This is a genomic window from Mannheimia cairinae (assembly GCF_028649535.1).
Taxonomy (GTDB): Bacteria; Pseudomonadota; Gammaproteobacteria; order Enterobacterales; family Pasteurellaceae; genus Mannheimia; species Mannheimia cairinae.
In genome coordinates this window covers 26,481-50,586 of the sequence record NZ_JAQSJE010000008.1, presented here as the reverse complement: position 1 = coordinate 50,586, position 24,106 = coordinate 26,481, and the positions used below count along the sequence as shown (strand labels likewise).

The 24,106-nt window shown below is 37.5% G+C and carries 23 protein-coding genes and 1 pseudogene; 17 read left to right on the top strand and 7 right to left on the bottom strand.

The genetic code is table 11. From position 1 onward, the window contains the following. Window positions 1–40: 40 nt before the first annotated feature. From PTQ27_RS08140 to PTQ27_RS08130, 3 genes are all read right to left on the bottom strand, one after another. Window positions 41–2,221, bottom strand: a complete 2,181-nt coding sequence (locus PTQ27_RS08140; RefSeq protein WP_273748073.1) for a heavy metal translocating P-type ATPase — start codon at window positions 2,219–2,221, stop codon at window positions 41–43. 94 nt (window positions 2,222–2,315) lie between these two features. Then, complete coding sequence (locus PTQ27_RS08135) at window positions 2,316–2,516, bottom strand: heavy-metal-associated domain-containing protein (RefSeq protein WP_273748072.1); 201 nt, start codon at window positions 2,514–2,516, stop codon at window positions 2,316–2,318. A 12-nt stretch (window positions 2,517–2,528) separates the two neighbouring features. Continuing rightward, the gene (locus PTQ27_RS08130) at window positions 2,529–2,984 is read right to left on the bottom strand and encodes a DUF411 domain-containing protein (RefSeq protein WP_273748071.1); all 456 of its coding nucleotides are present in this window, start codon (window positions 2,982–2,984) and stop codon (window positions 2,529–2,531) included. Window positions 2,985–3,071: 87 nt separating this feature from the next. Between PTQ27_RS08130 and cueR the strand changes: the two genes are divergently transcribed. The 12 genes and pseudogenes from cueR to PTQ27_RS08070 all read left to right on the top strand — a co-directional run bounded on the left by cueR (window position 3,072) and on the right by PTQ27_RS08070 (window position 14,599). Beyond that, complete coding sequence (gene cueR / locus PTQ27_RS08125; protein WP_273748070.1) at window positions 3,072–3,458, top strand: Cu(I)-responsive transcriptional regulator; 387 nt, start codon at window positions 3,072–3,074, stop codon at window positions 3,456–3,458. A 200-nt stretch (window positions 3,459–3,658) separates the two neighbouring features. Next, window positions 3,659–4,405, top strand: a complete 747-nt coding sequence (locus PTQ27_RS08120; RefSeq protein WP_273748069.1) for a PP2C family protein-serine/threonine phosphatase — start codon at window positions 3,659–3,661, stop codon at window positions 4,403–4,405. A gap of 60 nt (window positions 4,406–4,465) precedes the next feature. Further along, a complete protein-coding gene (locus PTQ27_RS08115; protein ID WP_273748068.1) occupies window positions 4,466–5,302 on the top strand; it encodes an SIR2 family NAD-dependent protein deacylase in 837 nt (278 codons plus the stop codon). A gap of 65 nt (window positions 5,303–5,367) precedes the next feature. Beyond that, on the top strand, window positions 5,368–6,324 hold the full coding sequence (locus PTQ27_RS08110) for a restriction endonuclease (RefSeq protein WP_273748067.1): 957 nt from the start codon (window positions 5,368–5,370) through the stop codon (window positions 6,322–6,324). Between the two features lie 220 nt (window positions 6,325–6,544). Next, window positions 6,545–7,459 carry an LbetaH domain-containing protein gene (locus PTQ27_RS08105; protein WP_273748066.1) on the top strand — a complete coding sequence of 305 codons (915 nt, stop codon included), beginning with the start codon at window positions 6,545–6,547 and terminating at the stop codon, window positions 7,457–7,459. Continuing rightward, window positions 7,459–8,418: a hypothetical protein gene (locus tag PTQ27_RS08100; RefSeq protein WP_273748065.1), complete on the top strand. Its 960-nt coding sequence runs from the start codon at window positions 7,459–7,461 to the stop codon at window positions 8,416–8,418. Before PTQ27_RS08105 ends, PTQ27_RS08100 begins: the two co-directional genes overlap by 1 nt. A gap of 18 nt (window positions 8,419–8,436) precedes the next feature. Further along, complete coding sequence (cobB, locus tag PTQ27_RS08095) at window positions 8,437–9,144, top strand: Sir2 family NAD+-dependent deacetylase (RefSeq protein ID WP_273748064.1); 708 nt, start codon at window positions 8,437–8,439, stop codon at window positions 9,142–9,144. Window positions 9,145–9,281: 137 nt separating this feature from the next. Continuing rightward, on the top strand, window positions 9,282–9,926 hold the full coding sequence (locus tag PTQ27_RS08090; RefSeq protein ID WP_273748063.1) for a hypothetical protein: 645 nt from the start codon (window positions 9,282–9,284) through the stop codon (window positions 9,924–9,926). Next, window positions 9,904–10,350, top strand: a pseudogene (locus tag PTQ27_RS08085) (5' nucleotidase, NT5C type); the annotation flags it as partial. The gene PTQ27_RS08090 and the pseudogene PTQ27_RS08085, both read left to right, overlap by 23 nt. Window positions 10,351–10,481: 131 nt before the next feature. Then, on the top strand, window positions 10,482–10,997 hold the full coding sequence (locus PTQ27_RS08080) for an opioid growth factor receptor-related protein (protein WP_273748061.1): 516 nt from the start codon (window positions 10,482–10,484) through the stop codon (window positions 10,995–10,997). 75 nt (window positions 10,998–11,072) lie between these two features. Beyond that, a complete protein-coding gene (locus PTQ27_RS08075; RefSeq protein ID WP_273748060.1) occupies window positions 11,073–12,341 on the top strand; it encodes a PD-(D/E)XK nuclease family protein in 1,269 nt (422 codons plus the stop codon). A gap of 200 nt (window positions 12,342–12,541) precedes the next feature. Continuing rightward, window positions 12,542–14,599, top strand: coding sequence for an AAA family ATPase (locus tag PTQ27_RS08070; protein ID WP_273748059.1), 2,058 nt, complete (start codon window positions 12,542–12,544; stop codon window positions 14,597–14,599). A 58-nt stretch (window positions 14,600–14,657) separates the two neighbouring features. On the opposite strand, the gene PTQ27_RS08065 is transcribed toward PTQ27_RS08070, so the two are convergent. After that, on the bottom strand, window positions 14,658–15,683 hold the full coding sequence (locus PTQ27_RS08065; protein WP_273748058.1) for a virulence RhuM family protein: 1,026 nt from the start codon (window positions 15,681–15,683) through the stop codon (window positions 14,658–14,660). A 172-nt stretch (window positions 15,684–15,855) separates the two neighbouring features. Here PTQ27_RS08065 and selD point away from each other — a divergent pair, with 172 nt between their 5' ends. From selD to PTQ27_RS08045, 4 genes are all read left to right on the top strand, one after another. Continuing rightward, window positions 15,856–16,896 carry a selenide, water dikinase SelD gene (gene selD / locus PTQ27_RS08060; RefSeq protein WP_273748057.1) on the top strand — a complete coding sequence of 347 codons (1,041 nt, stop codon included), beginning with the start codon at window positions 15,856–15,858 and terminating at the stop codon, window positions 16,894–16,896. Beyond that, window positions 16,897–17,352, top strand: a complete 456-nt coding sequence (locus tag PTQ27_RS08055) for an NUDIX hydrolase (protein ID WP_273748056.1) — start codon at window positions 16,897–16,899, stop codon at window positions 17,350–17,352. Window positions 17,353–17,360: 8 nt separating this feature from the next. Beyond that, window positions 17,361–18,560 (top strand): 2-octaprenyl-6-methoxyphenyl hydroxylase, encoded by a 1,200-nt coding sequence (gene ubiH, locus PTQ27_RS08050; RefSeq protein ID WP_273748055.1) that lies wholly within the window; start codon window positions 17,361–17,363, stop codon window positions 18,558–18,560. Between the two features lie 115 nt (window positions 18,561–18,675). Beyond that, a complete protein-coding gene (locus PTQ27_RS08045; RefSeq protein WP_273748054.1) occupies window positions 18,676–20,646 on the top strand; it encodes a site-specific recombinase in 1,971 nt (656 codons plus the stop codon). A gap of 79 nt (window positions 20,647–20,725) precedes the next feature. Here PTQ27_RS08045 and PTQ27_RS08040 read toward each other — a convergent pair whose 3' ends face one another. Both PTQ27_RS08040 and PTQ27_RS08035 read right to left on the bottom strand, forming a co-directional pair. Continuing rightward, window positions 20,726–21,811, bottom strand: a complete 1,086-nt coding sequence (locus tag PTQ27_RS08040; protein WP_273748053.1) for an AOC03_06830 family ribosome hibernation factor — start codon at window positions 21,809–21,811, stop codon at window positions 20,726–20,728. Between the two features lie 132 nt (window positions 21,812–21,943). Continuing rightward, the gene (locus tag PTQ27_RS08035) at window positions 21,944–22,828 is read right to left on the bottom strand and encodes a LysR family transcriptional regulator (protein WP_273748052.1); all 885 of its coding nucleotides are present in this window, start codon (window positions 22,826–22,828) and stop codon (window positions 21,944–21,946) included. A 153-nt stretch (window positions 22,829–22,981) separates the two neighbouring features. Between PTQ27_RS08035 and PTQ27_RS08030 the strand changes: the two genes are divergently transcribed. Further along, on the top strand, window positions 22,982–23,422 hold the full coding sequence (locus PTQ27_RS08030; protein ID WP_273748051.1) for a hypothetical protein: 441 nt from the start codon (window positions 22,982–22,984) through the stop codon (window positions 23,420–23,422). 236 nt (window positions 23,423–23,658) lie between these two features. Here the strand turns inward: PTQ27_RS08030 and PTQ27_RS08025 are convergent, their stop codons facing one another. After that, window positions 23,659–24,069: a DUF2251 domain-containing protein gene (locus tag PTQ27_RS08025; protein WP_273748050.1), complete on the bottom strand. Its 411-nt coding sequence runs from the start codon at window positions 24,067–24,069 to the stop codon at window positions 23,659–23,661. Window positions 24,070–24,106 lie beyond the last annotated feature (37 nt).

Sequence of the window (24,106 nt, the reverse complement as noted above, 5' to 3'; positions counted from 1 at the left end):
GTGAAATTTGCAAAAATGTTTGCAGATCTCACCGCTTGTTTTATTTCAACAGCCGTTGGCTATTTAATACTACAGTAATAGACGACAACGTCATCGCAACCGCCGCAATCATCGGATTGAGCAACCAGCCAGTAAACGGATAAAGCACACCAGCTGCCACAGGAATGGCGATTACATTATAGAAAAATGCACCCATTAAACTTTGTTTCATATTCTGCAATACACGCTTTGAGAAGGGAAGAATTTGCATCACAGGAGCTAATCCTTGTTTCATCAGCGAAAGATCCGCCGTTTCCACCGCAATATCAGAACCATTGTGCATTGCAATGCCGACGTTGGCTTGAGCAAGAGCTGGGGCATCGTTAATACCATCGCCAATCATTGCTACTTTTTTGCCTTGTGCTTGCAGTTCCCGAATTTTTTCAGCTTTTTGCTCTGGTAATACTTCAGCAATTACACCGTTTAAGCCAAGTGTTTTAGCAAAATATTCAGCGGTTGCTTGGCGATCGCCTGTGAGCATTAAGCATTGATAACCTTGTGCCTGGAATTGTTCAATCATCGCCTTTGATTCAGGGCGAAGTTGATCGGAAACTGATAACACACCGACTAACTGTTCATCAACAGCAACAAAAATTTTAGAGGAAAAATCGCCTTCTTGCGTAAAGGAAGATGATTGGTTCTCTGCACCAACAAATTTCGCATTACCGATTTTAACAAGATTTTCCTCATATTTGCCTGAAATACCCAAACCTTTTGCTACCTGAATATCACTCATTTCGCAAGCGGTCTGATTTTGTGCAAATTTTACAATCGCTTTTGCTATTGGGTGAGAAGCGTGCTGTTCTAAACTTTTGGCAATCTGTAGTAATTTATCTTGCTCAAAACCGTTAAAAGTAGTTACATCAACCACCTCCATTTGCCCTGTAGTAAGAGTGCCGGTTTTATCAAACACAAGAGTGTCGATTTCGCTACTGGCTTGTAAGGCTTCGATATTACGCACTAAAACACCAAACTCTGCGGCACGAGCCACCCCAGCTATGGTCGAAAGTGGAATAGCCAAGCCTAAGGCACAAGGGCAAGCGATGATTAGCACGGTCGTAAAAATAGATAAGGCAAAAGAAAACTCTTTACCAATCATTAACCAAACAAACATTGCTATTACAGCGAGTGAGACCACTACCGGCACAAACACGCTAGCCACTTTATCAACAAATTGAGCCAGTGGTGGTTTACTGCTTTGAGCGTGGCGAACCGCATTGATTACACGGGCAAGAGCGGTTTGCGAGCCGACTTGTTCGGCAATATAAACGCCTGAACCGTCTTGAACCAAGGTGCCAGCTCGCACTTTATCGCCCGCTTTTTTCTCAATTGGTAACGCTTCGCCGGTAAGCATTGATTCATCTACCCAAATCGAACCGCTTTCTAAAATGCCGTCCACCGCTAAGCGATCGCCTGTTAAGGCTTGCACCCTCATTTCAGGCTTGATTCCCTTAACAGGAATAGTTTTTGCAATATTTTCCTCAAAAATAACCGCTTGTTTCGGGGCTAAATCCAGTAATTTTTCTAATGCTAAAGAGGAACGCTGTTTGGCTTTTAACTCTAAATATTTACCTAAATTGATAAAGCCGATAATCATCACGCTCGCCTCAAAATAGACGTGAGCATTGGGCTGAGGGAAAAGCGTGAGCCAGAATGAATAAAGCCAAGCCGTCCCCGTGCTGATTGCGACCAATACGTCCATATTAGCAGATCTGTTTTTAAGGGCGGTGTAAGCCCCAATAAAGAAATCTTTGCCTGCAAAATACATTGTGGCAAGGCTAATAGCCGCCCAACCTAGCCAAAGGGAGCGATTGCTTTCATCAATTATCATTCCTTTGTAAAAACCAAAGGCAACCAATGCAAAGCCGATAATAAGAGCAACAATAAATTGCGAGCGTTTATGGTTAAGTACACGTTTGGTTTGGGCTTGTTGTTTAGCTCGACGCTCTTCCTCACTTTCCAGCACTTCCGCCCCAAAACCAATTTTGACAACGGCAGCGACTAAAGCCTCCGGCTCGGCATTGCCTTGAACAAAAGCGGTTTGATCGGCAAGATTAACCGATGCAAAACTAACGTTCTCGACTTTCAGTAAAGCTTTTTCTACACGGCGAACACAAGCAGCACAGTGCATTCCGTCAATTAAGAGTTGTTGTTCGTTTGAGTTGAGTGTTGAAGTTGTCATTTTACCTCCATAAGAATAATCCCCTTTTGGAGAAAAACATTTTCTTCCCCCTAAGGGGGAAGTCCCTTGCATTGCAAGGGGTAGGGGGCAAAAATTAAGCTAATTTCGCATCAAAACCAATATCTTCAACCGCAGTAATTAACGCTTCTGCACTTGCACTGCCTTCGACAACAGCCGTTTGATTTTCTAATGTTACGCTCGCTTGAGTAACACCTTCTACGCTATTTAACGCTTTCTCCACGCTTTTTACGCAGTTGCCGCAATGTAACCCGTCTAATGCTAAAGTAATTGTCATAATAAGCTCCTATTATTCATTATGAGTATTAAAAATACTGGTTGAACCGTCTTTTTTCAATAATAAAACGTGATATTTTTCTTTTACACCATTATGTTTTGGTTGATCCATACCAGGTGAACCAATTGGCATTGCAGGTACAATAAGTCCCACAGCATCACTAGGTTTTTCTGTTAATAAACGTTTGATATCTTGAGCGGGTACGTGACCTTCAATAATATATCCATCTACCAATGCAGTATGGCACGCTTGTAACTGTGGCTGTAACTTAAGCTCACTATGTACTGCTTGATTACCTGTGTCATTAGCTTTTACTTCAAAACCATTTTCTTTTAAGTGATCTATCCAAAAATTACAACAACCGCAGGTTGGACTTTTCCAAACTTCTACTGTTGATTGTGCATAAGCTAGGGAAAGAAATGCTGTTGTTACCCATAGGCTAATTGTTTTAAAAAGAGATGACTGCATACAATGCTCCTTATAAATTAAAAAGTGACAAATCTAGTATTTGTAGATATGCTAAACCCTAACCCTAGGTTAAGGTCAAGAGGAAATATGAATATCAGCCAAGCTGCCGAAAAAACAGGGCTTTCAGCCAAACAAATCCGAGATTACGAAAAAGCAAGCTTACTGCCTGAGCCAAGTCGTACCGAATCGGGCTACCGTTTTTATAATGAAAAAGATTTAGCTCGCTTACACTTTATTTGTAATGCCAGAAAGGTCGGTTTTTCCTTAGTGCAAATCACAGAATTATTACGATTAAACGACAACCCAAACCGCTCCAGCCGAGAAGTGAAAAAGCTGACGGAACAACATATAGATGAGTTAGAGCAGAAAATAGCGGATCTACAAGCAATGCTTAAACGACTAAAAAGCTGGAGCCATTCTTGCTGTGGCAATAATAATCCGGAGTGTTCAATTTTAAATGGATTGAATGGCTGATTTGCTTTTTTATCCCCTACCCCGCCTTTGGCGGGACTTCCCCCTATGGGGGAAGTACTACCGTAAGGCAGGGAAGGGGGCATCAAATACACAAAATCTACATATAGAAAAAGAAATATAGAACAGGTAATATTCATTGTGCTTTTTTGAGCAACATCACAAAATAAACAAGTATATTTAATTGTTTTATTAATAAACCTATGTCATTTCAACTCACATTTTGTCAGCAAGTAGGTAATAGCAAAAAACAAAATCAAGATGCATTATTTAATAGTGTAAAGGTTTACCAGTGGCAGTTAAAAAATGCTGAACGTGTCATTTTAAATGATGAAAAAGTCATTTTCGGCATTGCTGATGGGATTTCTAACAGCCCAAAACCTCAACTTGCTAGTCGATTTCTAATGGAAAAATTAAGCCAATGCCAAACATTGAGTTCCGCTTGGCTAAGAGCAATACAAGCTGAGTTAAGTGAACAATATGCTCACAGTCATTTTGGCACAAGTAGTACCTTTGTTGCTTGTGAAGTAAATACAAATGGTCGTGGCAAAATAGTTAATACTGGCGACAGTAGAGCTTATAAAATTACGATAAATGGCAAGTGGCAACAACTCAGTTTTGATCACACTGTGCTTGCTGAAATGCAAGCTCAAGGTTTGATTGATAAACAAACAGAATATGCAGCAATGTACCAAGCTTTATCCGATTGCATTAGTGCCGATTTTGATAGTTCAGATTTCCGAATTAATGTAACAGAATTTCAACTACTAAAAGGCGAAAGTATATTGCTTTGTTCAGACGGTTTACATAATTACATTACACCCGCACAACTTCTCCAAATTTGGCATAAGTACCCTAATAATATTGAACGTCTGCAAATTTGCAGAAAAATGGTAAAAAAACACCGCTTGTATGACGATTTTTCTGCCATTATTTGTGAATTTTTATAAGTTTGCGACATATTTTGTCGTTTTTCTAATTAAAATTATAAAAAAACAAAGGGGAAAACGATGAAAAATGATCTTAATTATGCTGTTGCACTTATCCGCCAAGCTGACGGTATTTTAATTACTGCGGGGGCTGGAATGTCTGTAGATAGTGGCTTGCCTGATTTTAGAAGTGTAGGTGGATTATGGAATGCCTATCCACCGCTGAAAAAATTCAATTTGCAATTTACAGATATTGCAACACCGCTTGTTTATAAACAACACCCTGAGCTTGCCAAATGGTTTTTTGCTCATCGCTTAAATCAATATCGCCAAACCAAACCCCACGAAGGTTATGAGATTTTAAAACGTTGGGCGGAGAGTAAGCAACACGGCTATTTTGTATTTACCAGCAATGTAGATGGGCATTTCCGCAAAGCAGGGTTTCTTGAAAGCAGAATTTACGAATGCCACGGCACATTAGACCGCTTGCAATGTGTGGATAATTGCCAAGATCAATCGTGGTGGTCTGACGGTTATCAGCCGATCACCGATGATGAACAATGTATCGTGCTTAGCCCTGCTCCCACCTGCCCACACTGCGATGGCTTAGCACGGCAAAATGTAATGATGTTTAATGACTACACCTATTGCGAAGATTACCAGCTCGGTAAATATGTATTACTTAATGAATGGCTAAGAAAAACCCAACGTCCTGTGGTGATTGAAATCGGTGCAGGCAAAACTGTGCCAACAGTCCGCAACTTCTCCGAACGCACTGCCAAACAGAAAAAAGGCGGTTTAATTCGTATTAACCCAATGGATGCAGGTGTACCGAAAATGCACTTTTTAAGTTTGGAAATGAAAGGATTGGAGGCGTTGAAAATGATTGATGATATTTTGAAGAATAATGTTAGATAAAATAAATTGTTTTTTTGAGCAGTTTGTTATAGTGTTTATACCAATTTTTATATGGAAGAAAGATAATGAGTAATCTAATTAACAAAGTTCAGATTCGTTACATTAAATTAGGTATTGGCGGTTGTTGGGAAGATGAATGCATTGAGAAAGGAACGATCAAATTTGGCTATGAAGGATTACATGAAGAATGCCTAGATAGTCAATGGGATAAAATTTGGGAGCATTGGTTTAAACATCGTAAAGATAAAGGAGCTGCAACTCGTGATACTAATCAAATTAGAGACTATTACGAGCTTACAGAAAATGATTATTTCATCACATTTTATGCAGGGCGTTTATGGTGGTGCCAGCCAAAAGGTAAGCCATTTATTGCTGATGATGATTTGAATTCTGGGTATCGTACCCGTAATACCCTAGATGGTTGGCATTCATCGCCAAAAGGTGTGATAGGAAATGATGATCCTAAATTTTTAATTGAGAATTTAGATGGAAGAATTAGTAAAGTGCAATCTTATCAAGGTACAGTATGCGGAGTACATTGCCAAGATAAGCTCTTACATCGTATTTTAGGTACAACTGTTCCTCAGATTGAGAGAGCAGAAGAAGCATTACAATCATTTAAGGATGCATTATTTCCCTTAGTAGAAAGTTTAAATCCAAAAGATTTTGAGTTATTAACCGAACTTATTTTCTCAAACTTAGGTTGGAAGCGAACGTCTCCAATCGGAAAAGTGCAGAAAGATATTGATATTGCTTTTTCAAACCCGATTAGTGGAAAAAACAGCTATGTTCAGGTTAAATGTAAAGCAAATGTTTCAGATTTAAAAAGGTTCATTGAGAATGTTAAAGGTAAATACAATAGTGTAGATACTCTGTATTTTGTTTATCATTCAGGTAATGATGAGCAATTCCGTAGAGAAATTGAAAGTTACGACAATATTTTCCTATGGAACAAAGAGAAAGTAGTTGAGTTAGTATTGAATACAGGATTGATTCAATGGGTAATGGATCGGGCTAGTTAATTTAAACTTTCCAACACGCGGTGCAATTTTGCAAAAATTCTGCAAAATTTCACCGCTCTTTTTTTACCTTTCTCTGACTTTTAACTCTCCCGATTAGCCTGTTTTAAAGGGCGTTATTTTTGTTTATTTCTGCAAAAGCATATCGAAAAAAATTTTCTTACGACACAAAATATCGCTGTGTTACATAAAATAGATGTATCCAATAAAACAGGAGTTTCAAATGAAAAAATACTGTCTAATAGAAAGTGAACGTGGTGATGAGGATCAAAAACTGTATCAAATCAAAGCGTTAAAGACTTTTACAACCAGCAATGGCACAGAAGTTAAAGAAGGCGATTTAGGTGGTTTTATTAGCGGTGAGCATAATTTATCCCACGAAGGAAATTGCTGGGTGGCGAATAGTGCGGAAGTTTGGGATCAGGCTTGTGTATCGGAAAATGGTTATATTGGTGGGTATACCGCCTTATTGCATAATGCCAAAGTATATGGCAATGCGAGAGTATTAAGGGGCTGTATCAGTAACAATGTGAAAATTTATGATAGTGCTGTGGTCGCAGTCAAAAACAATATTTGGGATGATGTAGAAATTTTTGGTAATGCAACGGTTAGCGGGAAAAATACTTGTATTTGTGGCTCAGTGAAAATTTTTGAAAATGCCCGAGTGGGTGGAAATTCTATTGGAGAAATTTGGATTTCTGATAATGCTCAAATTTATGGTAATTCTCAAATTGAAGCAAATTGCCATATTAAAGGAGAGGTGGAAATTTGGGGAAATTCGGTGATTCGAGGTAGTCGTATTTGGATTAAAGATAATGTCAAAATTTGTGGAGCTGAAATTAGCGGTAGTAATGATTTTTTCGGTAATACTCGGATTATTGGTGAAAATATCGTGATTAATGATGGTGTTGATTTAGGTAGTAATGCCTTTATTCAATCTCAAAATGATTTTATCCAAACAAAAATGTTTTCTGATTTTATGGAGTATTTAACTGCATATAAAACAGAAAATGGATTTGAAATTCGATATAACAATCAGGCTTTTTCTGCAGAGCAAATCCGAAATGCGTTAAAGGCATTTACAGAATATGAAACGGTTATTGAAGTAGCTAAGTCTCGTATTTTAGGAGGTTTTTAATGAAATATCGTTTAACAGGAAATACCGTGGAATATGATGGTAAAACACTTTATCAAATTGAAGCATTAAGAGACTTTTCATTTTACCGAAAAGGTGCTTGGGAACATTCTGTAAAAGAGGGAGAGCTAGGCGGTTGGATTGAAAAAGAAGAAAACCTTTCTCAGCAAGGTAATTGTTGGATAGCCGAAAATGTTTATGTCTTTGATAGTGCCAAAGTCGAGCATAATGCGATTATTACAGGCAAAGGCATTATTCACGGAAATGCAAGAGTATTTGGTCGGGCTTGGATTTATTGTGAAAATCACTATAAATTTGATATATCCGATCAGGCAAAAATTTATGGCGATGCTTTTATTCGTCATACCAATCTGACAATGAAAGATAATGCAAAAATATATGGTGAAGCAAATGCTCGCGGATATGGTTCATCACTTTCTATGTCCGATAATGCGATTTTTTGCGGTGGTAAGATGAATAGTTCGAAAAATGGATCTATTTCTTTACGAGATAATGCCGAAGTGCGTGGCGGTGGGTTGAATGATAGTTGCTCAGTATATGGTAATGCAATTATCTATGGTGGGGGGATTCACGATAATGCTGAAATTTACGGCAATGCTAAAATTTATGATTCAGACATTTGTGGTGATGCAAAAGTGGAAGGCAATACCGAAGTGAAGTTTGATACCAATATTGGTGGCAACGCTTATCTTTGTGGTAATGCGATTGTGGAACGAGATGAGGATGTGATGACATTCTCAAATATCGGCACACTGGCACTGTTACAAAATGAAGAAATAGAAGATATGAAACATCTCACATTTTTCCGAGCCGGCGACAAAATGCAGATGACGATTGGAAATCGTTTTTACGATGATCCGGAAAAGTTTTTACGGCATACCAAACTCTTTTGCCAAAATTTACAGGCAATGCTCGAAATGGCGGAAGAGCGGTTTGGATAATATAAAGAGGAAATCAATATGAAAAAAGATCTTAAAATCGTGGTGTTAACCGGTGCCGGCATTTCCGCAGAATCGGGCATTCGTACATTCCGAGCCGAGGACGGCTTGTGGGAAAATCATCGGGTGGAAGATGTGGCAACGCCCGAGGGATATAAACGGGAACCGGAGTTGGTACAACGCTTTTATAATGAGCGTCGCCGTAAGCTGTTTGATCCCGAAGTGCAACCTAATCCTGCCCATATCGCGTTAGCAGAATTGGAAGCAAAAATCGGGGAAAACTTGCTGATTGTAACGCAAAATGTCGATAACCTACACGAACGAGCAGGTTCTAAAAATGTTCTCCATATGCACGGTGAACTGCTGAAAGTCCGTTGTCCGAATAGAAATAAGGTTTATGAATGGCAAGGCGATGTGACTGATGAAAGCCGCTGTACTTGCTGTGCTACAGCTGCCCGTTTGCGTCCGCATATTGTTTGGTTTGGCGAAATGCCGTTGGAGATGGATCGCATTTACCAAGCATTAATGGAGTGTGACATTTTTGTGTCGATTGGCACTTCTGGCAATGTTTACCCTGCCGCAGGTTTTGTGCAAGAGGCGAATAACTGGGGAGCAAAAACCATTGAGCTAAATTTAGAACCAAGTAAAGTGAAAAATTCTTTTCAAGAAGCCAGATACGGTAAAGCAAGTGAAATTGTGCCAGAGTTTATAAAAGAGATTCTGGCATAGCGAAATAAGTTGAAAACAAGCGGTACTTTTTTGTGATTTTTTTGCAAAAAGTACCGCTTGTTGTTTTTATGCGACATAAAATATCGTACTAATAAATATACTGCACTTGAAGTTAAATAATCTTTAAGGAGCAATTTATGTCCGGTGTAATTTTAAACCCAAGCTTATTTAAGCATTATCATTGTGCAATATTAAGTGGCGAGCAAGACCAAGGTATCGCTAATTTTACGATTGAACAGATTAAACAATTTCTTAATTTTAACTCTGATGACTTAGGTGTTATTTGCCAAGAATTAACCAGTTATTGGGGATCTATTATGCGGTTAGACGGCATTGAGGTTACTTGCAGGCTATTTTGCTCAAATAAGAAGATCCGCCTCTATTTAATTTTTGATGATAATTTGGAGCGATTAGAAACACGAATAACTCGATTAGGCTATTTATTCAATCAACGAGCGATCTTAATTTTACCAAGAAATGAAAAAGTTCGCCGATATACGTTACACACTCAAGGCAATATTTTTTCACCAAGCTATAAAGAACGGGAATTTACGGATATTGATGATGTTATTAGCTACTATTTTCGCTATATTTATCAAAAAGATATTTCTGGAATAAAAGAATATAAGGAAAATTGGCGTTTTTATGGTGCAGGAGCAATGGGAAAAGCATCCTTAAATTTAAGAGGAAGAAAGGTAGATAGATGGCTAGAAAAAATAGAAGTTGGACAAAGTTTTGATATTCAAGGGGAGAATAAAAATGAAGAAAATCATATACATTGATATGGATAATGTGTTAGTGGATTTCCCAACTGGTATTGCAAAATTAGATGAAAAAACCAAGCAGGAATATGCCGGACATTATGATGATGTCGAGGGTATTTTCAGCCTAATGGAACCTATGCCGATGGCGGTTGAAGCGGTACATAAATTAGCAGAAAAATATGATGTTTATGTGCTTTCCACCGCTCCTTGGGATAATCCGTCTGCGTGGATTGATAAGGTAAAATGGATTCAAAAATATTTCGGTAAAGATGAAAATTCCGTGCTATATAAACGCTTGATTTTATCCCACCATAAAAATTTAAACCAAGGCGATTATTTAATTGACGATAGATTAAGAAACGGTGCGGATAAATTTAGTGGCGAGCATATTCATTTCGGACAGCCACAATTTCCGGATTGGAAAGCCGTATTAGATTACTTACTATAAGAATAATAAAGCGGACCAAGCGGTCAGTTTTTTGTAAAAATTTACAAGAAATTGACCGCTTGTTATTTTATACGACACAAAATATCGTTTATCTGTTTTATACTCAGAAAAAATAAGGAGTATATATGGAACATCATACAAACACTTCACACCCTATCATTGAATTTTATCAAGGCAGACGTAAAACCTCGCAATTCGATTTAAGCCTAGAAGAAGTTTGGAATTTACCAAAAAGTATGCTTAATCAAGGCTACTTCTGGATTGCATGGCTTTTCCCTGTTGAAAAGCCATCTAAATGGAATAATTTAGCCCCTGCATTTCAGCCACAAGATACCAAGTTTTTCCGAAATTCATCTGAAATTCAACAAAGATTTATTGGCTCTTTCGAGCATATTATTCGCTATTGGGGAATTTATCTTGAAGACGGTGAATTAAAAATGACGGAAGAAGTCCAAAATCGTCATTATTGGATTAGACGCATTGGTCATGAAGATAAAAAAATTTCTCGCATTATCGTGAGTTTGGATTTATGTGGGCAGCCGGAATTAGCAAGACAGTTACAAAAAATTGCGGTTCAGTTAGGTTTGGAAAAAGGCACGCCGAATCCTGAAACGGTGGAGGTTTGGCGGAGTTTGATCTGATTTTTTGATAATGATTGTTTTTTTTTTGAGCAGTTTGGTACAATACATCCAGTTTATTTACAATCGGAGAAATCTATGAGTTACACATCTATTTTAGCGAATTTAACATCTTTAGTTGAACAAGAAGAAAAGCAAGAACAACTATTTTTAGAAAGAGAAAAACAAGAAAGTACATTGTTTAATCCTTTCCAGTTTATGCGAACGGATGAAGATGGTTTATCTTATATTTTAAGTACATTGCTTGACCCTAAGGGTAATCACGGACAACAGGCTCTATTTTTAGAACAATTTTTACTAGGTCTAGTAAAAGAGAAAAATTTAGATGTATCTTTATTAAAGTTTAATAAAAATTCCACAAAGGTCGTAGTTCATCAACCAACATATACAAATTTCTATCACGATATTTTCATTGAAACAGACCATTGGGTGATGTCTATTGAAAGTAAATTAAACAATGCAAAAGAGCAACCTTATCAGATTTTTAATTATATTTCAGATTTAGAAAAGAAAAATAAAGATCATTGCTTCATGCTTTATCTTCCTATATCCGAAAAAGAACCAACTACGGGAATCTGTAATGATGAAGACAAATGGAACGCATTGAAAGACATAAATAAAGCAACCGTGATTACGCCTAATTTCCTTTACAATTGGTTATCCAATTGTGAAATGTATAGGCTCTCTCCGAGAATGACAGAATTTATTTCTTATTTTAAATCTTTTTTATGTTCTGGATTTAATTTAGGAAATCAACAAGAGATTAAAAAAGAACATATTCATGTTGAAATGGAACAATCTGAATTTGAAAGTCTTTTTGAACAATTCAAACAAAATGATTTCTTACTTCAATATAAAAAAGAGTTTACCCAGCTTATTAAAATTGTAAAAGGTACAGAGTATTATAAGAAAATTACAGAATACTGCCGAGAAGAGTTGGCTAAACAATTAAAGGAGAAGTTAGATGGTTGCACTTATAGACTTGATGACAGCTATTCATTAAAACAGGATAATAGTATTTATCCAATCTATCTTATCCCGAAAAAAGCTCCTGCTCCATTTTGGATCTGTTATGAAAATCTTGGAAGAGGCTATCATGGCATAATGTGGAATAAATCAACCAGAGAAAACTTTCCTAAATTAAACGAAATTTTTTCAAAAATTCAATCAGAACGTGGGGATAATGTCAGTAAAAATTATCCTATATATAATTATTGCCCCCAAGATTATTTAGCTTATTGGAATGATACAAGCTGGGTTACAATTTTGGACGGTTCTCTAATTGAAGATCTTTGGAAAAACATTCAAGGATTAGTAGAAAATAAAGAAATTATTGATAGCTTTTAAGCAAATCGTAATCTGAGCTTTTATACCCACAAGCGGTCGATTTCGCAAAAAATCTGCAAAATCGGCCGCTTGCTTTTTTATTTTTCGCCATTATAATCCGCTCGTCCGATCAAAAATCTACCATAAAGCATTAAGTGCGACACATCTTGTCGTATTGATAAGTAAAATTACTGATGTGAAATCAGCAAGAGGAATGTTTTATGAGTAACTATCAATTAAACCCTTCAACAGTTTCCCTTTATTCTGAAAAAATTATGCTAAAAGCAATGTTTGAGCATAAATTATTTTCAGCGTTTTTTCGTAACGATGAATATCGTGATGATGATGTAGCATTTGCCATTGGCTTACCTCAAGAAATGGAAAAAGATGCTGAACTAAAACAGTTAGCTCGAGAGTTGTTAAAGCAACGCTATCAAACTATCTTATCTCAAAAAGAGTCCCCTGAATGTTGGCAAACTGCATATGTGAACTTAGTTAAATTAACAGAATTTTTAGATTTGACTGCTTGTGAGCAGGCGGTAATGAAGTTTGTATTTCATTTGCGAGCAGAACAAAATTTATGTAGTTTATTAAAGTATCTACCCAATATGGATTTAAACCAAACAGCATTAATTTTGGCAGATTTAGTTGATCAGCCATCTAAAGAAGTGAAATCTGTACTTGGTAAAAAAAGTAAATTAATGGGGTATGGCTTGATTGAGCGTAATTATAGTCCCGATCAATTTCATGATTATTTAGGCTGGGGAGACGCTTTAGATTTTGATGATTTTGTACTTTTACCAATTACAGAAGAATCTTTAATCGAACGAGCTACTGTGCCAACCGTACCTTCTACACTAAAGCTCAGTCATTATGATCATATCGCTAAAAATCGTGAAATGATGCTAAATTATTTGGAAATTGCGATAAAAACAGCAAAAAAAGGGGTAAATATTCTGCTTTATGGTGTTGCTGGAACAGGGAAAACCGAATTTGCCACACTACTAGCTGAAACGCTAAATTTACCTGCTTATACAATGGCGAACCAAGATAAAGATGGCGATGTCTTGCGTGGAACGACCCGTTTAGAAAACTGCCGTTTAGCACAAAAATTACTGGCAGGCAAAAGAGCGGTAATTATTTTTGATGAAGTGGAAGATGTTTTTGCTGGCTCTTTTACTGAGCGATCAATCGCCCAACAGAATAAAGCCTGGGTTAATGATTTTTTGGAAAATAATGCTATTCCAATGATTTGGATCTCTAATTCTGTTGATTGCATTGACAATGCTTATCTGCGTCGTTTCGATATGGTGTTTGAAATGCCTATGCTACTGAATAAGCATAAAGCACAGCTTATTGCAGAACTAGTGGGCGATAAACTTTCTGCCGATTATATTCAACATTTTGCACAAAATGCCGATTTATCACCTGCGGTATTAAGCCGTACTTTAAATGTAATGAATACATTACCCACAGAGAACTCAGCGGATTTTGCAGATAAAGCCTTGGGAATGTTTAATCAAATGCTACGTTCGCAAGGTTTTAAGAAAATCGAACCGCTTGTTGAAAATAAAATTGCCTATAATTTGGATTGGGTGGCGTGTAGCGATAATCTACATAAAATCAGCGAGGGATTGATGCAGACAAAGTGTGGACGGATTTGTTGCTATGGTCCACCGGGAACGGGCAAGACAGCGTGGGCAAACTGGTTGGCACAGGAAATGGGCTTAAAAGCCTTGGTTCGTCAAGGTTCAGATTTATTAAGTATGTATGTGGGTGGTACCGAGCAGAACATTGCACAGGCTTTCCAACAGGCAAAAGAGAATAATATGGTGCTGATTTTTGATGAAGTGGATACGTTTTTGTTTGCCCGAGAAAATGGACAACGCAGTTGGGAGCATAGCCAAGTGAATGAAATGCTAACCCAAATTGAGAAATTTGAAGGCTTGCTTATCGTTTCGACCAATTTAATGGGTAATCTCGATCCTGCCTCATTGCGTCGCTTTGATCTTAAATTGAATTTCGGCTATTTGGAATTGGAACAGAGAAAAGAGGCTGCAATTAGCCAGATACAAAAATTAGGTTTAGCTTGCTTAAACCAGCACGAACTCTCTCGCTTTCAGCATTGGGATAATCTAACACTGGGCGATTTTGCGACTATTGCTCGTCGCCATCGTTTTGCCCCTTTTGAAACAATCTCGGAATGGCTTGATGCTTTAGAGTATGAATTATCATTAAAACCCAAAATTGATAATAATTTAGAAAAGTGGGTGCTTTAAGTTAACACAAGCGGTCTTTTTTGCAAAAAAATCTGCAAATCAGACCGCTATATTTTGATTATTTATTAGATGTATCAATTTGACTAAATTCTTCCAAGAATTTATTAAAATCACTTTTAAATGTTCGGTCTTGAACAACACGGAATTTTTCGTATTCACTTTCTGCTTTAATTTTAGCCATCTCTGCACTGATTTTGCCTTTATCTTGCAAAATAGGATAATTTGAAAGTGTTAAGAAATTATTTAGGAAGGTTTCCCATTCTGCCATATTCATTAAAATTTGTCGTCTAGCTCGGTTTTCTGCAAGATCTAAATAAGCAGAAACGAGCTGATTAAGCTCGCTGATATGGGCTTCTTGCAAATAATTTTTCGCCACAGATACATCACTTTTCAAAATTTTACCGTCAGGGGCATTTCGCCAATTAGTTAAGCCCATATTAGGTAATTGGCTATCAGCCTTATGATAAATAAGCTCTGCAGCAGTTTGCCCTGTAATTGCCCAATGTAACTTATTCTGCACAGTGGCAAAAAATTGCTTGGTTATTGGAGATTTTGCATCATAGTCAGATGATAATGCGTATAAATCTGTAATTTTTTCATAAAAACGGCGTTCAGATGCTCGGATCTCCCGAATTTTTTCAACTAATTGCTCAAAATAATCTTGCTCAAATTGCTTGCCTTGCTTTAAGCGTAGATCATCAATTACAAAGCCTTTGATAATAAATTCACGCAATGTATTCGTTGCCCAAATACGGAACTGTGTTGCTTCACGGCTATTTACACGATAGCCCACAGCAATGATTGCGTCTAAGTTATAGAAATCTACTTTGCGTTTTACCATTCGCTTACCTTCTTGGCGAACTATTTCCATTTTGGAAATGGTTGCATTTTGAACAAGTTCGCCTGTTTGGTAAATATTATCTAAATGTTTAGAAATTGCAGGAACCTCAACCCCAAATAACTCCGCCATATTTTTTTGCGTAAGCCAGAAAGTTTCATCGAGGTATTGTACTTCAATTTTTACATTTTGATTTGCTGAGTAAAATAAAATATTTGCACTGGTTGGTGTGGTTAGGTCGCTCATTTTTACTCCTAAAGTTTTGAATTAACTTACCATAAAAATTACTAAGGTTTTTATCTGATTTTGTGATCTGGCTCGAAAATTTTCTAATTATGCAAAATATGCAAAATTTTTAGCAAATCAGACCGCTTGTTAGCGTACAATAGTCATAATTTTAACAAGATATGGAGGCGAGATGTCTGAACCGATTAGATTAACCCAGTTCAGCCACGGGGCTGGTTGAGGCTGTAAAATTTCTCCTAAGGTGTTAGGGACTATTTTACAAAGTCAATTAGATAAATTTATCGACCCGAATTTGTTAGTGGGGAATGAAACGGCAGATGATGCAGCGGTGTATGATCTCGGAAACGGGCAGGCGATTATCAGCACTACCGATTTCTTTATGCCGATTGTGGATGACCCGTTTGATTTTGGGCGGATTGCTTCTGCCAATGCGATTAGCGATATTTATGCGATGGGCGGTAAGCCGATTATGGCGATTGCGATTCTTGGTTTCCCTGTCAATAAACTGCCGGCAGAAGTGGCTCAGCAGATTGTTGAAGGTGGGCGTTTTGCTTGCCAACAAGCGGGGATTGCATTAGCTGGTGGGCATTCGATTGATTCGCCGGAGCCAATTTTTGGCTTGGCGGTAACGGGCATTGTGCCGACAGAGCGAGTAAAACGTAATGCCTCCGCACAGGCAGGTTGCGAGCTGTTTTTAACCAAACCACTTGGCATTGGCGTGCTTACTACGGCTGAGAAAAAAGGGTTGTTGAAAGCAGAACATCAGAATTTGGCAAGTGAAGTGATGTGCCAAATCAACTTGATTGGGGCTGAATTTTCAGAATTGCCGGAAGTAACCGCAATGACCGATGTAACAGGTTTTGGCTTGCTTGGGCATTTAAGCGAGGTTTGCCAAGGCTCTGGCTTGCGTGCCGAGGTACATTTTGCCGATATTCAAACCCTTGACGGCACGAAAGAATATATTACATTAGGGGCTGTGCCGGGCGGAACAAACCGTAATTTTGATAGTTATGGGCATTTAATTTCGGCAATGACAGACGAGCAAAAAGCGATTTTATGCGACCCTCAAACCTCAGGCGGTTTATTGGTAGCGGTGCAGCCACAAGCGGTCGAAAAAATCCAACAAATTGCAAAAAATGCTAATGTGCCGTTATTCCACGTTGGGCGATTGCTTGAAATGGACGAAAACAAACCGCTTATTGAGGTGAAATAAATGCATAAACCCAATGTAACGCTTGCGTGCGTGGTGCATTGCAAAGGAAAGTTTCTATTTGTGGAAGAAATTGAATATGGCAAACGCACGTTGAATCAACCCGCAGGGCATTTAGAAAAAGAGGAAACCTTGCTAGAGGGGGCAAGGCGTGAACTGTTTGAAGAAACAGGGATTCGGGCGGAAATGAGTAGCTTGATTAAAATCTACCAATGGCAAGCTCCCCGCTCCCAAACAGATTACCTTCGTTTTGTGTTTGCTGTAGAGCTGGATGAATGGCTCGAACCTTCGCCACAAGATGCAGATATTACCCAAGCCCTTTGGCTAAGTGTGGAGGAATTCAACCATTACATTCAGCAAGAAGGGCAATGCGAGAGAAGCCCATTGGTCATTCAGTCGGTGCAAGATTATTTAAGTGGTAAGCGTTATCCGCTTGAGATTTTGCACGCTTTTGAATAGGAGTAAAAATGGAAACTGAGCAGTTTGATGTTGTGATTGTAGGTGGGGCAATCAGTGGTTCTGTGTTGGCATTGGCATTAAGCCATTTTAGCCAACAAAAAATGTCGATTGCGATAGTAGAAAAATCACTACCAAACTATGAACAACAAGGTGGATTTGATGCCCGCAGTATTGCATTAGCGGAAGGCAGTTTGCAAAAAATGCGACAAATTTTACCACTTGCAGGCGAAAATTTAGGGAGCATTATTGAAGCTATCGGCACACCGATTCAGCAAATTCATATTGCAGATAAAGGGCATTTTGGTAAAACAACCTTAAAAGCCGATGAATTACCTGTTTCTCAGCTTGGTGTGGTGGTGGAACTTGCAAAATTAGGCAAAAAATTGACCGCTTGTATTCAGCAACACGCTAATATCAAACTGTTTTGCCCGAATGAAGTGGACGTTATCGAGCGTTCCCAACAGCTATGTAATCTGACTCTAAAACACGGCGAGCAACTTAGTTGCCGTTTGCTGATTGCAGCAGACGGAATTCAATCAAACATTGCCAAACAGTGTGGAGTGGAAACGCTGCAAGTGCAAGATTATGCACAATCTGCCGTGATTGCCAATGTGGAATTAAGCGAACCTCACCAAAATCAAGCGTTTGAATATTTTACTGAACAAGGGCCTTTTGCCTTATTGCCCTTGGCAGGGAATTGTATGTCACTGGTTTGGTGTACCAAGCAGGCAGAGGAGTTAATGCAGTTACCTAATGAAGCATTTTTAGCTCGTTTACAGCAACAATTCGGTTGGCAATTAGGCGAGTTTTTAAGGGTAAGCAAGCGGTTTGTTTATCCGCTTATTTTGCAAAAGGCACAGTCGCACATTCATCATCGCCTAGCGATTGTCGGCAATGCGGCTCAAATGCTCCACCCTGTGGCAGGGCAAGGCTTTAATTTAGGGCTGAGAGATTTATATTCCTTAGCTCAGCTTGTGGCACAAGCCTTTAATAAGGGGACGGATATTGGCGAGTTTTCAGTATTATCTGCCTTTGAAAAAAGCCGAGAGCAAGATCAAAAGCAAATGATGACAGCAACAAGCGGTCTAATTTCTGTTTTTTCTTGTGAATTCTTACCAATACAAATCGCTCGAAATATGGGGTTGTTTACCATTTCACATTCCAAAACATTACGAGAAATGGTGGCGAATAAAGCGTTAGGGTGGTAACGCTTTTTGCGTTATTAAAAGACTGCAAATAGAGTAGTTCATTCTTATTTAAACAAAATAAGTGAGATGTGGGTTCTCATTTTTTATCAAATTTCTAGGTTATATAAAAACAAAAATGCTTAAAAAAAATTCAGATCAGACAGAATTACAGAATTTTATTACTCAAAAAATAGAACAACAAAATGCTTTTGAATTATTGGATGGTGTTTGCGAATGGTTTCGTAGTTCTTCGCCAACAGAAGTAAGAGAAAAGCTAAAATTATTTTTAAAAACGTTAGCAGAAAACGAAACGCTTGCCCAACAAGTATCTTCGTTATTAGCTCGTTGGATCTGTAGCTTAAGATTGTATCCACTTTTTGTTAGTACTGGGATCTTAGGGCGAGAAGGGTTTAGCCAAGGATTTAAAAATCGTTTATACGATAAATTTAACCCGAGTTTTAAAGATAAAAACGACTTGCGTGATGTATTTTATTTATTATTTAACGATAGTAATGATGAGTTATGGATAAATGAGGTTTCGTTAAATGAATGGCGTAGTTTGTTTAATTTACTTGCAAAATATACGCCGAAAAATGAGCGAGAGCGTTTATTTACACATTTGCGTCAAGAAGGGCTATTAGCGATTGAAATGTTGGCGGTTTGGGTGGCGGCAGAAGAGTTAGAACCTGAATTAATGCGTTTAGATCCGATTTTATTAGATAGAGATTCGCCTTTTGTTGCATTACAGCGAGAGGTTTTTCATTGGCTAAATGCACATAGACAAGAGCAAGAATTTGAGAAAAAACATCTCGAAGTGATGTATTCGCAAAGCTTAAAATTAGTTGAGCGTTTAAGAAAAAGAGGAGCGGAAGCCGGTTCTTCTTTAGCGGTGGCTCATTTATTGGAACGCTTAAAGCAGACACTTGAGCGACTAGGCATTTTATTACATATTTTCTCAAAGCCTAATTTAGCGTTATCACATTTATTGAGGTTGGTTGGCGATATTGCAATTTCTGCAGTACATCAACATAGCCTTGCGGATTTAATGAAACAAAGCGTGGGAATGCTTTCTCGTACTATTACCCAAAATACCAGCGATCATGGTGAGCATTATATTACTCGCAATAAAAAAGAGTATTTTTCAATGTTCTTTTCTGCAGCCGGCGGTGGTGTGATTATTGCTCTGATGGCACTATTTAAAATTTATCTAGGTACACAGATTGAGGATAAAGTTTGGCTCGGGCTTGCCGAAGGGCTTAATTATGGTTTAGGTTTTACCTTGATTTTTATGTTGCACTGCACAGTGGCAACTAAACAGCCGGCAATGACTGCCGCTCGTTTTGCTGAGGCGGTGGAACGTAATCCGCACAATCCACAAAGCAGAAATATGAAATTGGCACAGTTGCTGATTGATGTATTCCGTTCACAAAGTATCGCAGTTATCGGTAATGTGCTGATTGCAATAAGTGTTGCAGCTACAATAGCTTACTATTATTTTCAACATTTTGGTATGCCGTTATTAGATGAGGAAAGTATTTCTTATCAGCTTTCAGCAATAGATCCAACCAAAGGCACTTTGTGGTATGCGGCCATTGCGGGTGTTTGGTTATTCTTAGCTGGCATTATCTCTGGTTATTTTGATAATCGTAGCAATTATTTGAATAGCCGAATGCGGTTACGTCAGCACCCTTGTTTGAAATTGGTAATGACAGAAAAATGTCGGAACGGTTTTGCTGATTATATTCACGATAGTTATGGCTCTATTATGGGGAATCTTTCCTTTGGTATGTTGCTAGGCATAACTGGTGTGATTGGTTATTTACTCTCTTTACCTTTAGATATTCGCCACGTAGCCTTTTCTTCTGCAAATTTAGGTTATGCGGTAGTAAGCGGTTCTTTAGGTTGGGAAATTTTATGGAAAGGTGTGGGCTTTGTGCTATTAATTGGTTTGGTTAATTTAATTGTGAGTTTCTCTCTAACCCTATGGCTTGCATTACGTTCATTAAATGCAAAAATTGATAGTTGGTGGGATATTTTCATTTGTATGCTGAAAATTTTACGCAAAAAACCATTGAGTTTATTCTTACCAATGCAGTTAGATAAGTAAAAATAGCTGATAGATAAAAACAGAGAATTAGGTATAAAAAATCCCCTAGCATCAAGCTAGGGGATTTTAATGAGAGGAATTAATAACGTGTAATAGCGACTAATCCTTCAGGATTGATTTCATTTAAAGCATTGTTATCTACAAATTTCACTCGGCCTGAAGCGGCAATAACTTTTTCAATCATTTCATCAACAATATCTTCGTAAGTGTTTTCAGTTTGCTGGAAGCCTGATTCTAGTCTGCTTAGTTTACGACCATCTGCACTTACTTCTGCGGCTATATGTAGATCTTCTTCAACAACGAGGGTTTCTACACGTCCATCTAAACAAGCTTGCCATACCTCATTTAAGCCTCCGACAAAGCGGTTATTACCTTTTGCGGCACCTACTTCATCAAAGATTTTCTTACGTTCTTCATTAAGAGCATCTTTAATTTGTGGCCAAATGTTTTTAGCTAGTTCGTGTTCATTTTCATCACTTAGCCCGCTATGAATATAAAGCATTACATCATCACTATTGCTAGCTCCATCACGGAAATGTCCGATGTTGCGATCAACACCTACAACAATAATTGGAGCATCAATTTCTTTTCTTGCTTCATTTAATGCATCACCAATTTTTCTCATATGGTCGGTAACAATACGATCATTTACTTGACTAATGTCTTGACCTGGGCTTGCATTTGCGGTTACACCTTCAAGAGAGAATGGGAAACCATACTCTTGCACTTCATCAAGCATATCTTTGTTACCCGTAAATAGACGAGTTCCATTTTCACTCAGCACTGCTAGCAAATAAACAGGACTACGGTTCATTGCATAAACTAAATCACGGGTTAAGAAATTATCTTCAATACTTACACGTTCAGGTAAACGGAATGGTAATTTATAAGAAGCACTAAACTCATTACTAACAAAAATAACTAAACCATCTAGGTTATGTTGGTGATCTACCTCATCGGCTAAACGTTGAATTTCTTCAACAATTTGTAGTGATTCACGTTTTCCAAATTCGCTTTCAAGGCGGTTAATCGCATCTTGCACTAAATTTTTTAAACGAATCGGATCTTTTTCATTATCTGGAGAAGTACGATATGTCGGTAAAGTAATAGTTACACTTGGGTAAGCCTGCTTTGCTTGAATTTCTTTAACTAGTGTTAAGTTCATAGAGTTCTCCTTGTTTTTGCTATGAGATTTATTAATTAAAATATTGAGCACTCATAATTATGGACTAGCCCAGTTTTAAAAAGTTCATAAAAAATACCTATTGGTTGGTAAATTTAGATAGTTTTTGTTTATTTATACCTTTAATGTATCAATAACGACTCGTAATGCAGGAGAAACATTACGATGCGGATAATAGAGATAAAGTGGGGGGAAAATTAAACAATTTTCGCTAAAAATTGAAATTAATTTACCGCTAGCTAATTCATCTTCAATGATATTTTCTGGTAAATAGGCAATACCTAAATGATGAAGTGCCGCAGTTTTTATTGATTGAGAATCTGTAAAAATCCATTGGCAATTTGGTGTTATCGTAATTGGTTTGCCATCTTGTTCAAATTCCCATTCATAAATTGCTCCATTATTTAAACGAAAGCCTAAACATTGGTGTTGAGGTAATTCATCAAGCGTTTTAGGGAATCCGTGAGTGGCAAAATAATCAGGGCTAGCAACAACAGCAATTTTCATTTCTGTACTAATTTTGACTGCAACCATTCCCTCATCAACATTTCTGCCCAGTCTTATACCTGCATCAAATCCTTTACTAATAATATCTACAAATTGATTATCGCCTGTTAATTCAAGCTGAATATCAGGATATTTCTCTTTGAAGTGTGCTAATTTGGGAATTAAAATACGTTCTACCGTTTGTAAAGCTGCGTTAATTCTTACAAGTCCACTTGGCGATTCCCTATAATGTGCCAATAAATCCAGTTCTTGATTAAGCTTGCTAAAACTTTTTTCTGCTGTGCGAAATAGCTGTTGTCCGGCTTGGGTTAATGAAACTTGCCGAGTTGTACGAAAAAAGAGTTGTAACCCAAGTCTTGCTTCCAGTAAGCGAATTGTTTTACTGAGTGCAGGAGAGGACACATTTAATTTTGCAGCAGCTTTGCTAAAACTCTTTTCTGTTGCCACAATAAGAAAGGCATAAAGGTCATTATAATTTTCACGTTTTAACATTTTCTACCTCATTAGTAACTTGAGGTTAATAGTCTATCAATTTTTTAGTGTATTATCATTTTATTTTTAATCTTTATAATGCATTCCATCAACGACAATGATGTCGTTTGAATCAAAATATAACACTAAAAAATACATAGAAGGATTATTCAAATGAAATTAAATACATTAATGACAACAGCTTTACTTAGTGCAACTTTATCTGTAACAGTAGCGAATGCGGCAACAGTTGAACGTTTTGTTGATATTGAAGGGAAAACTTATAAATTAACAGAAGTACGTAAAAACAACTATGACTATTATTCAGCACAGTTAAAAAATCACTTAGCAGAATTAAAAAGTACACAAGATTTTGGTCAATTTCAAACATTGGTTAATGAAGCATCACAATTAGCAAAAAATGCAAAAAGAACAGTAAAAGAAAGTATGATCGATCGTTATGAAGGACAAGATAATGCTCGTGAAATGGACACGATGATCGTTCGTTCAGGGCAAATTAATCGATTAATTTCTTCACTAGAAAAATCTAGCCAGCAAAATGATTTAACAACAGCAAAACAAGCTATTTTATTTAAGGTTGCCGGTTATCTTTAATTAACTTTTAATGCCTACTGCAATAAACTTTATTGGTATAAATTATGTTAGCCCCTTATTGGGGCTATTTTTTGTAGAATCAATAGCAATAATGACGCAATGCTTGGATAATCTTCACATTACAAGCGGTTAATTTTCGCCGAAATTTTGCAACTTTATTCCTTGTATGGTGAATCCTACTGGTTTCGTATGAATCAGTGTTCGAGTGTTAGCTCAATATTATAACAAGCAGAGTTTTACCCTAACCACTTTTCAACTAGTTCTTTTGTGGTTTCTTTATGTACCCACATACTGCCAAGTTCAGGGTGAGGGAATTTTGTGTGGTTATAACCGACAAATTGGCGGAAATCAAAAACAGCGTGCGGGTAGCTGTTAATCAATAAAAAGGCTTGGTAGCCATCTTCACTCCAACAGATTTCTAAACGACGTGGCTCGTGTAAGGAGTTTTGTTCAATATCACTAATACGAAAGACAAATAAACTATCAACGACAGGTTGTTCCGTTTGGTGTAAGTCCATTGCATAGAAATAGCCAGTCTCGCCATCAATTTCAAACATCACGACTAAATGTTCGTGCTGAGTAGAGTGAGCACCATTACGGTATGGTTCATTTAATAAAATTTGGTCGGTTAGAACAGAGTATAGCATTCAATATCCTTAAATAATTTGGCTTATTAGATAGAAA

What these genes read in the sequence shown, in the direction of transcription:
- PTQ27_RS08140 (WP_273748073.1), bottom strand. Translation starts at nt 2,221, where the DNA reads ATGACAACTTCAACACTCAACTCAAACGAACAACAACTCTTAATTGAC.
- PTQ27_RS08135 (WP_273748072.1), bottom strand. Translation starts at nt 2,516, where the DNA reads ATGACAATTACTTTAGCATTAGACGGGTTACATTGCGGCAACTGCGTA.
- PTQ27_RS08130 (WP_273748071.1), bottom strand. Translation starts at nt 2,984, where the DNA reads ATGCAGTCATCTCTTTTTAAAACAATTAGCCTATGGGTAACAACAGCA.
- cueR (WP_273748070.1), top strand. Translation starts at nt 3,072, where the DNA reads ATGAATATCAGCCAAGCTGCCGAAAAAACAGGGCTTTCAGCCAAACAA.
- PTQ27_RS08120 (WP_273748069.1), top strand. Translation starts at nt 3,659, where the DNA reads ATGTCATTTCAACTCACATTTTGTCAGCAAGTAGGTAATAGCAAAAAA.
- PTQ27_RS08115 (WP_273748068.1), top strand. Translation starts at nt 4,466, where the DNA reads ATGAAAAATGATCTTAATTATGCTGTTGCACTTATCCGCCAAGCTGAC.
- PTQ27_RS08110 (WP_273748067.1), top strand. Translation starts at nt 5,368, where the DNA reads ATGAGTAATCTAATTAACAAAGTTCAGATTCGTTACATTAAATTAGGT.
- PTQ27_RS08105 (WP_273748066.1), top strand. Translation starts at nt 6,545, where the DNA reads ATGAAAAAATACTGTCTAATAGAAAGTGAACGTGGTGATGAGGATCAA.
- PTQ27_RS08100 (WP_273748065.1), top strand. Translation starts at nt 7,459, where the DNA reads ATGAAATATCGTTTAACAGGAAATACCGTGGAATATGATGGTAAAACA.
- cobB (WP_273748064.1), top strand. Translation starts at nt 8,437, where the DNA reads ATGAAAAAAGATCTTAAAATCGTGGTGTTAACCGGTGCCGGCATTTCC.
- PTQ27_RS08090 (WP_273748063.1), top strand. Translation starts at nt 9,282, where the DNA reads ATGTCCGGTGTAATTTTAAACCCAAGCTTATTTAAGCATTATCATTGT.
- PTQ27_RS08080 (WP_273748061.1), top strand. Translation starts at nt 10,482, where the DNA reads ATGGAACATCATACAAACACTTCACACCCTATCATTGAATTTTATCAA.
- PTQ27_RS08075 (WP_273748060.1), top strand. Translation starts at nt 11,073, where the DNA reads ATGAGTTACACATCTATTTTAGCGAATTTAACATCTTTAGTTGAACAA.
- PTQ27_RS08070 (WP_273748059.1), top strand. Translation starts at nt 12,542, where the DNA reads ATGAGTAACTATCAATTAAACCCTTCAACAGTTTCCCTTTATTCTGAA.
- PTQ27_RS08065 (WP_273748058.1), bottom strand. Translation starts at nt 15,683, where the DNA reads ATGAGCGACCTAACCACACCAACCAGTGCAAATATTTTATTTTACTCA.
- PTQ27_RS08055 (WP_273748056.1), top strand. Translation starts at nt 16,897, where the DNA reads ATGCATAAACCCAATGTAACGCTTGCGTGCGTGGTGCATTGCAAAGGA.
- ubiH (WP_273748055.1), top strand. Translation starts at nt 17,361, where the DNA reads ATGGAAACTGAGCAGTTTGATGTTGTGATTGTAGGTGGGGCAATCAGT.
- PTQ27_RS08045 (WP_273748054.1), top strand. Translation starts at nt 18,676, where the DNA reads ATGCTTAAAAAAAATTCAGATCAGACAGAATTACAGAATTTTATTACT.
- PTQ27_RS08040 (WP_273748053.1), bottom strand. Translation starts at nt 21,811, where the DNA reads ATGAACTTAACACTAGTTAAAGAAATTCAAGCAAAGCAGGCTTACCCA.
- PTQ27_RS08035 (WP_273748052.1), bottom strand. Translation starts at nt 22,828, where the DNA reads ATGTTAAAACGTGAAAATTATAATGACCTTTATGCCTTTCTTATTGTG.
- PTQ27_RS08030 (WP_273748051.1), top strand. Translation starts at nt 22,982, where the DNA reads ATGAAATTAAATACATTAATGACAACAGCTTTACTTAGTGCAACTTTA.
- PTQ27_RS08025 (WP_273748050.1), bottom strand. Translation starts at nt 24,069, where the DNA reads ATGCTATACTCTGTTCTAACCGACCAAATTTTATTAAATGAACCATAC.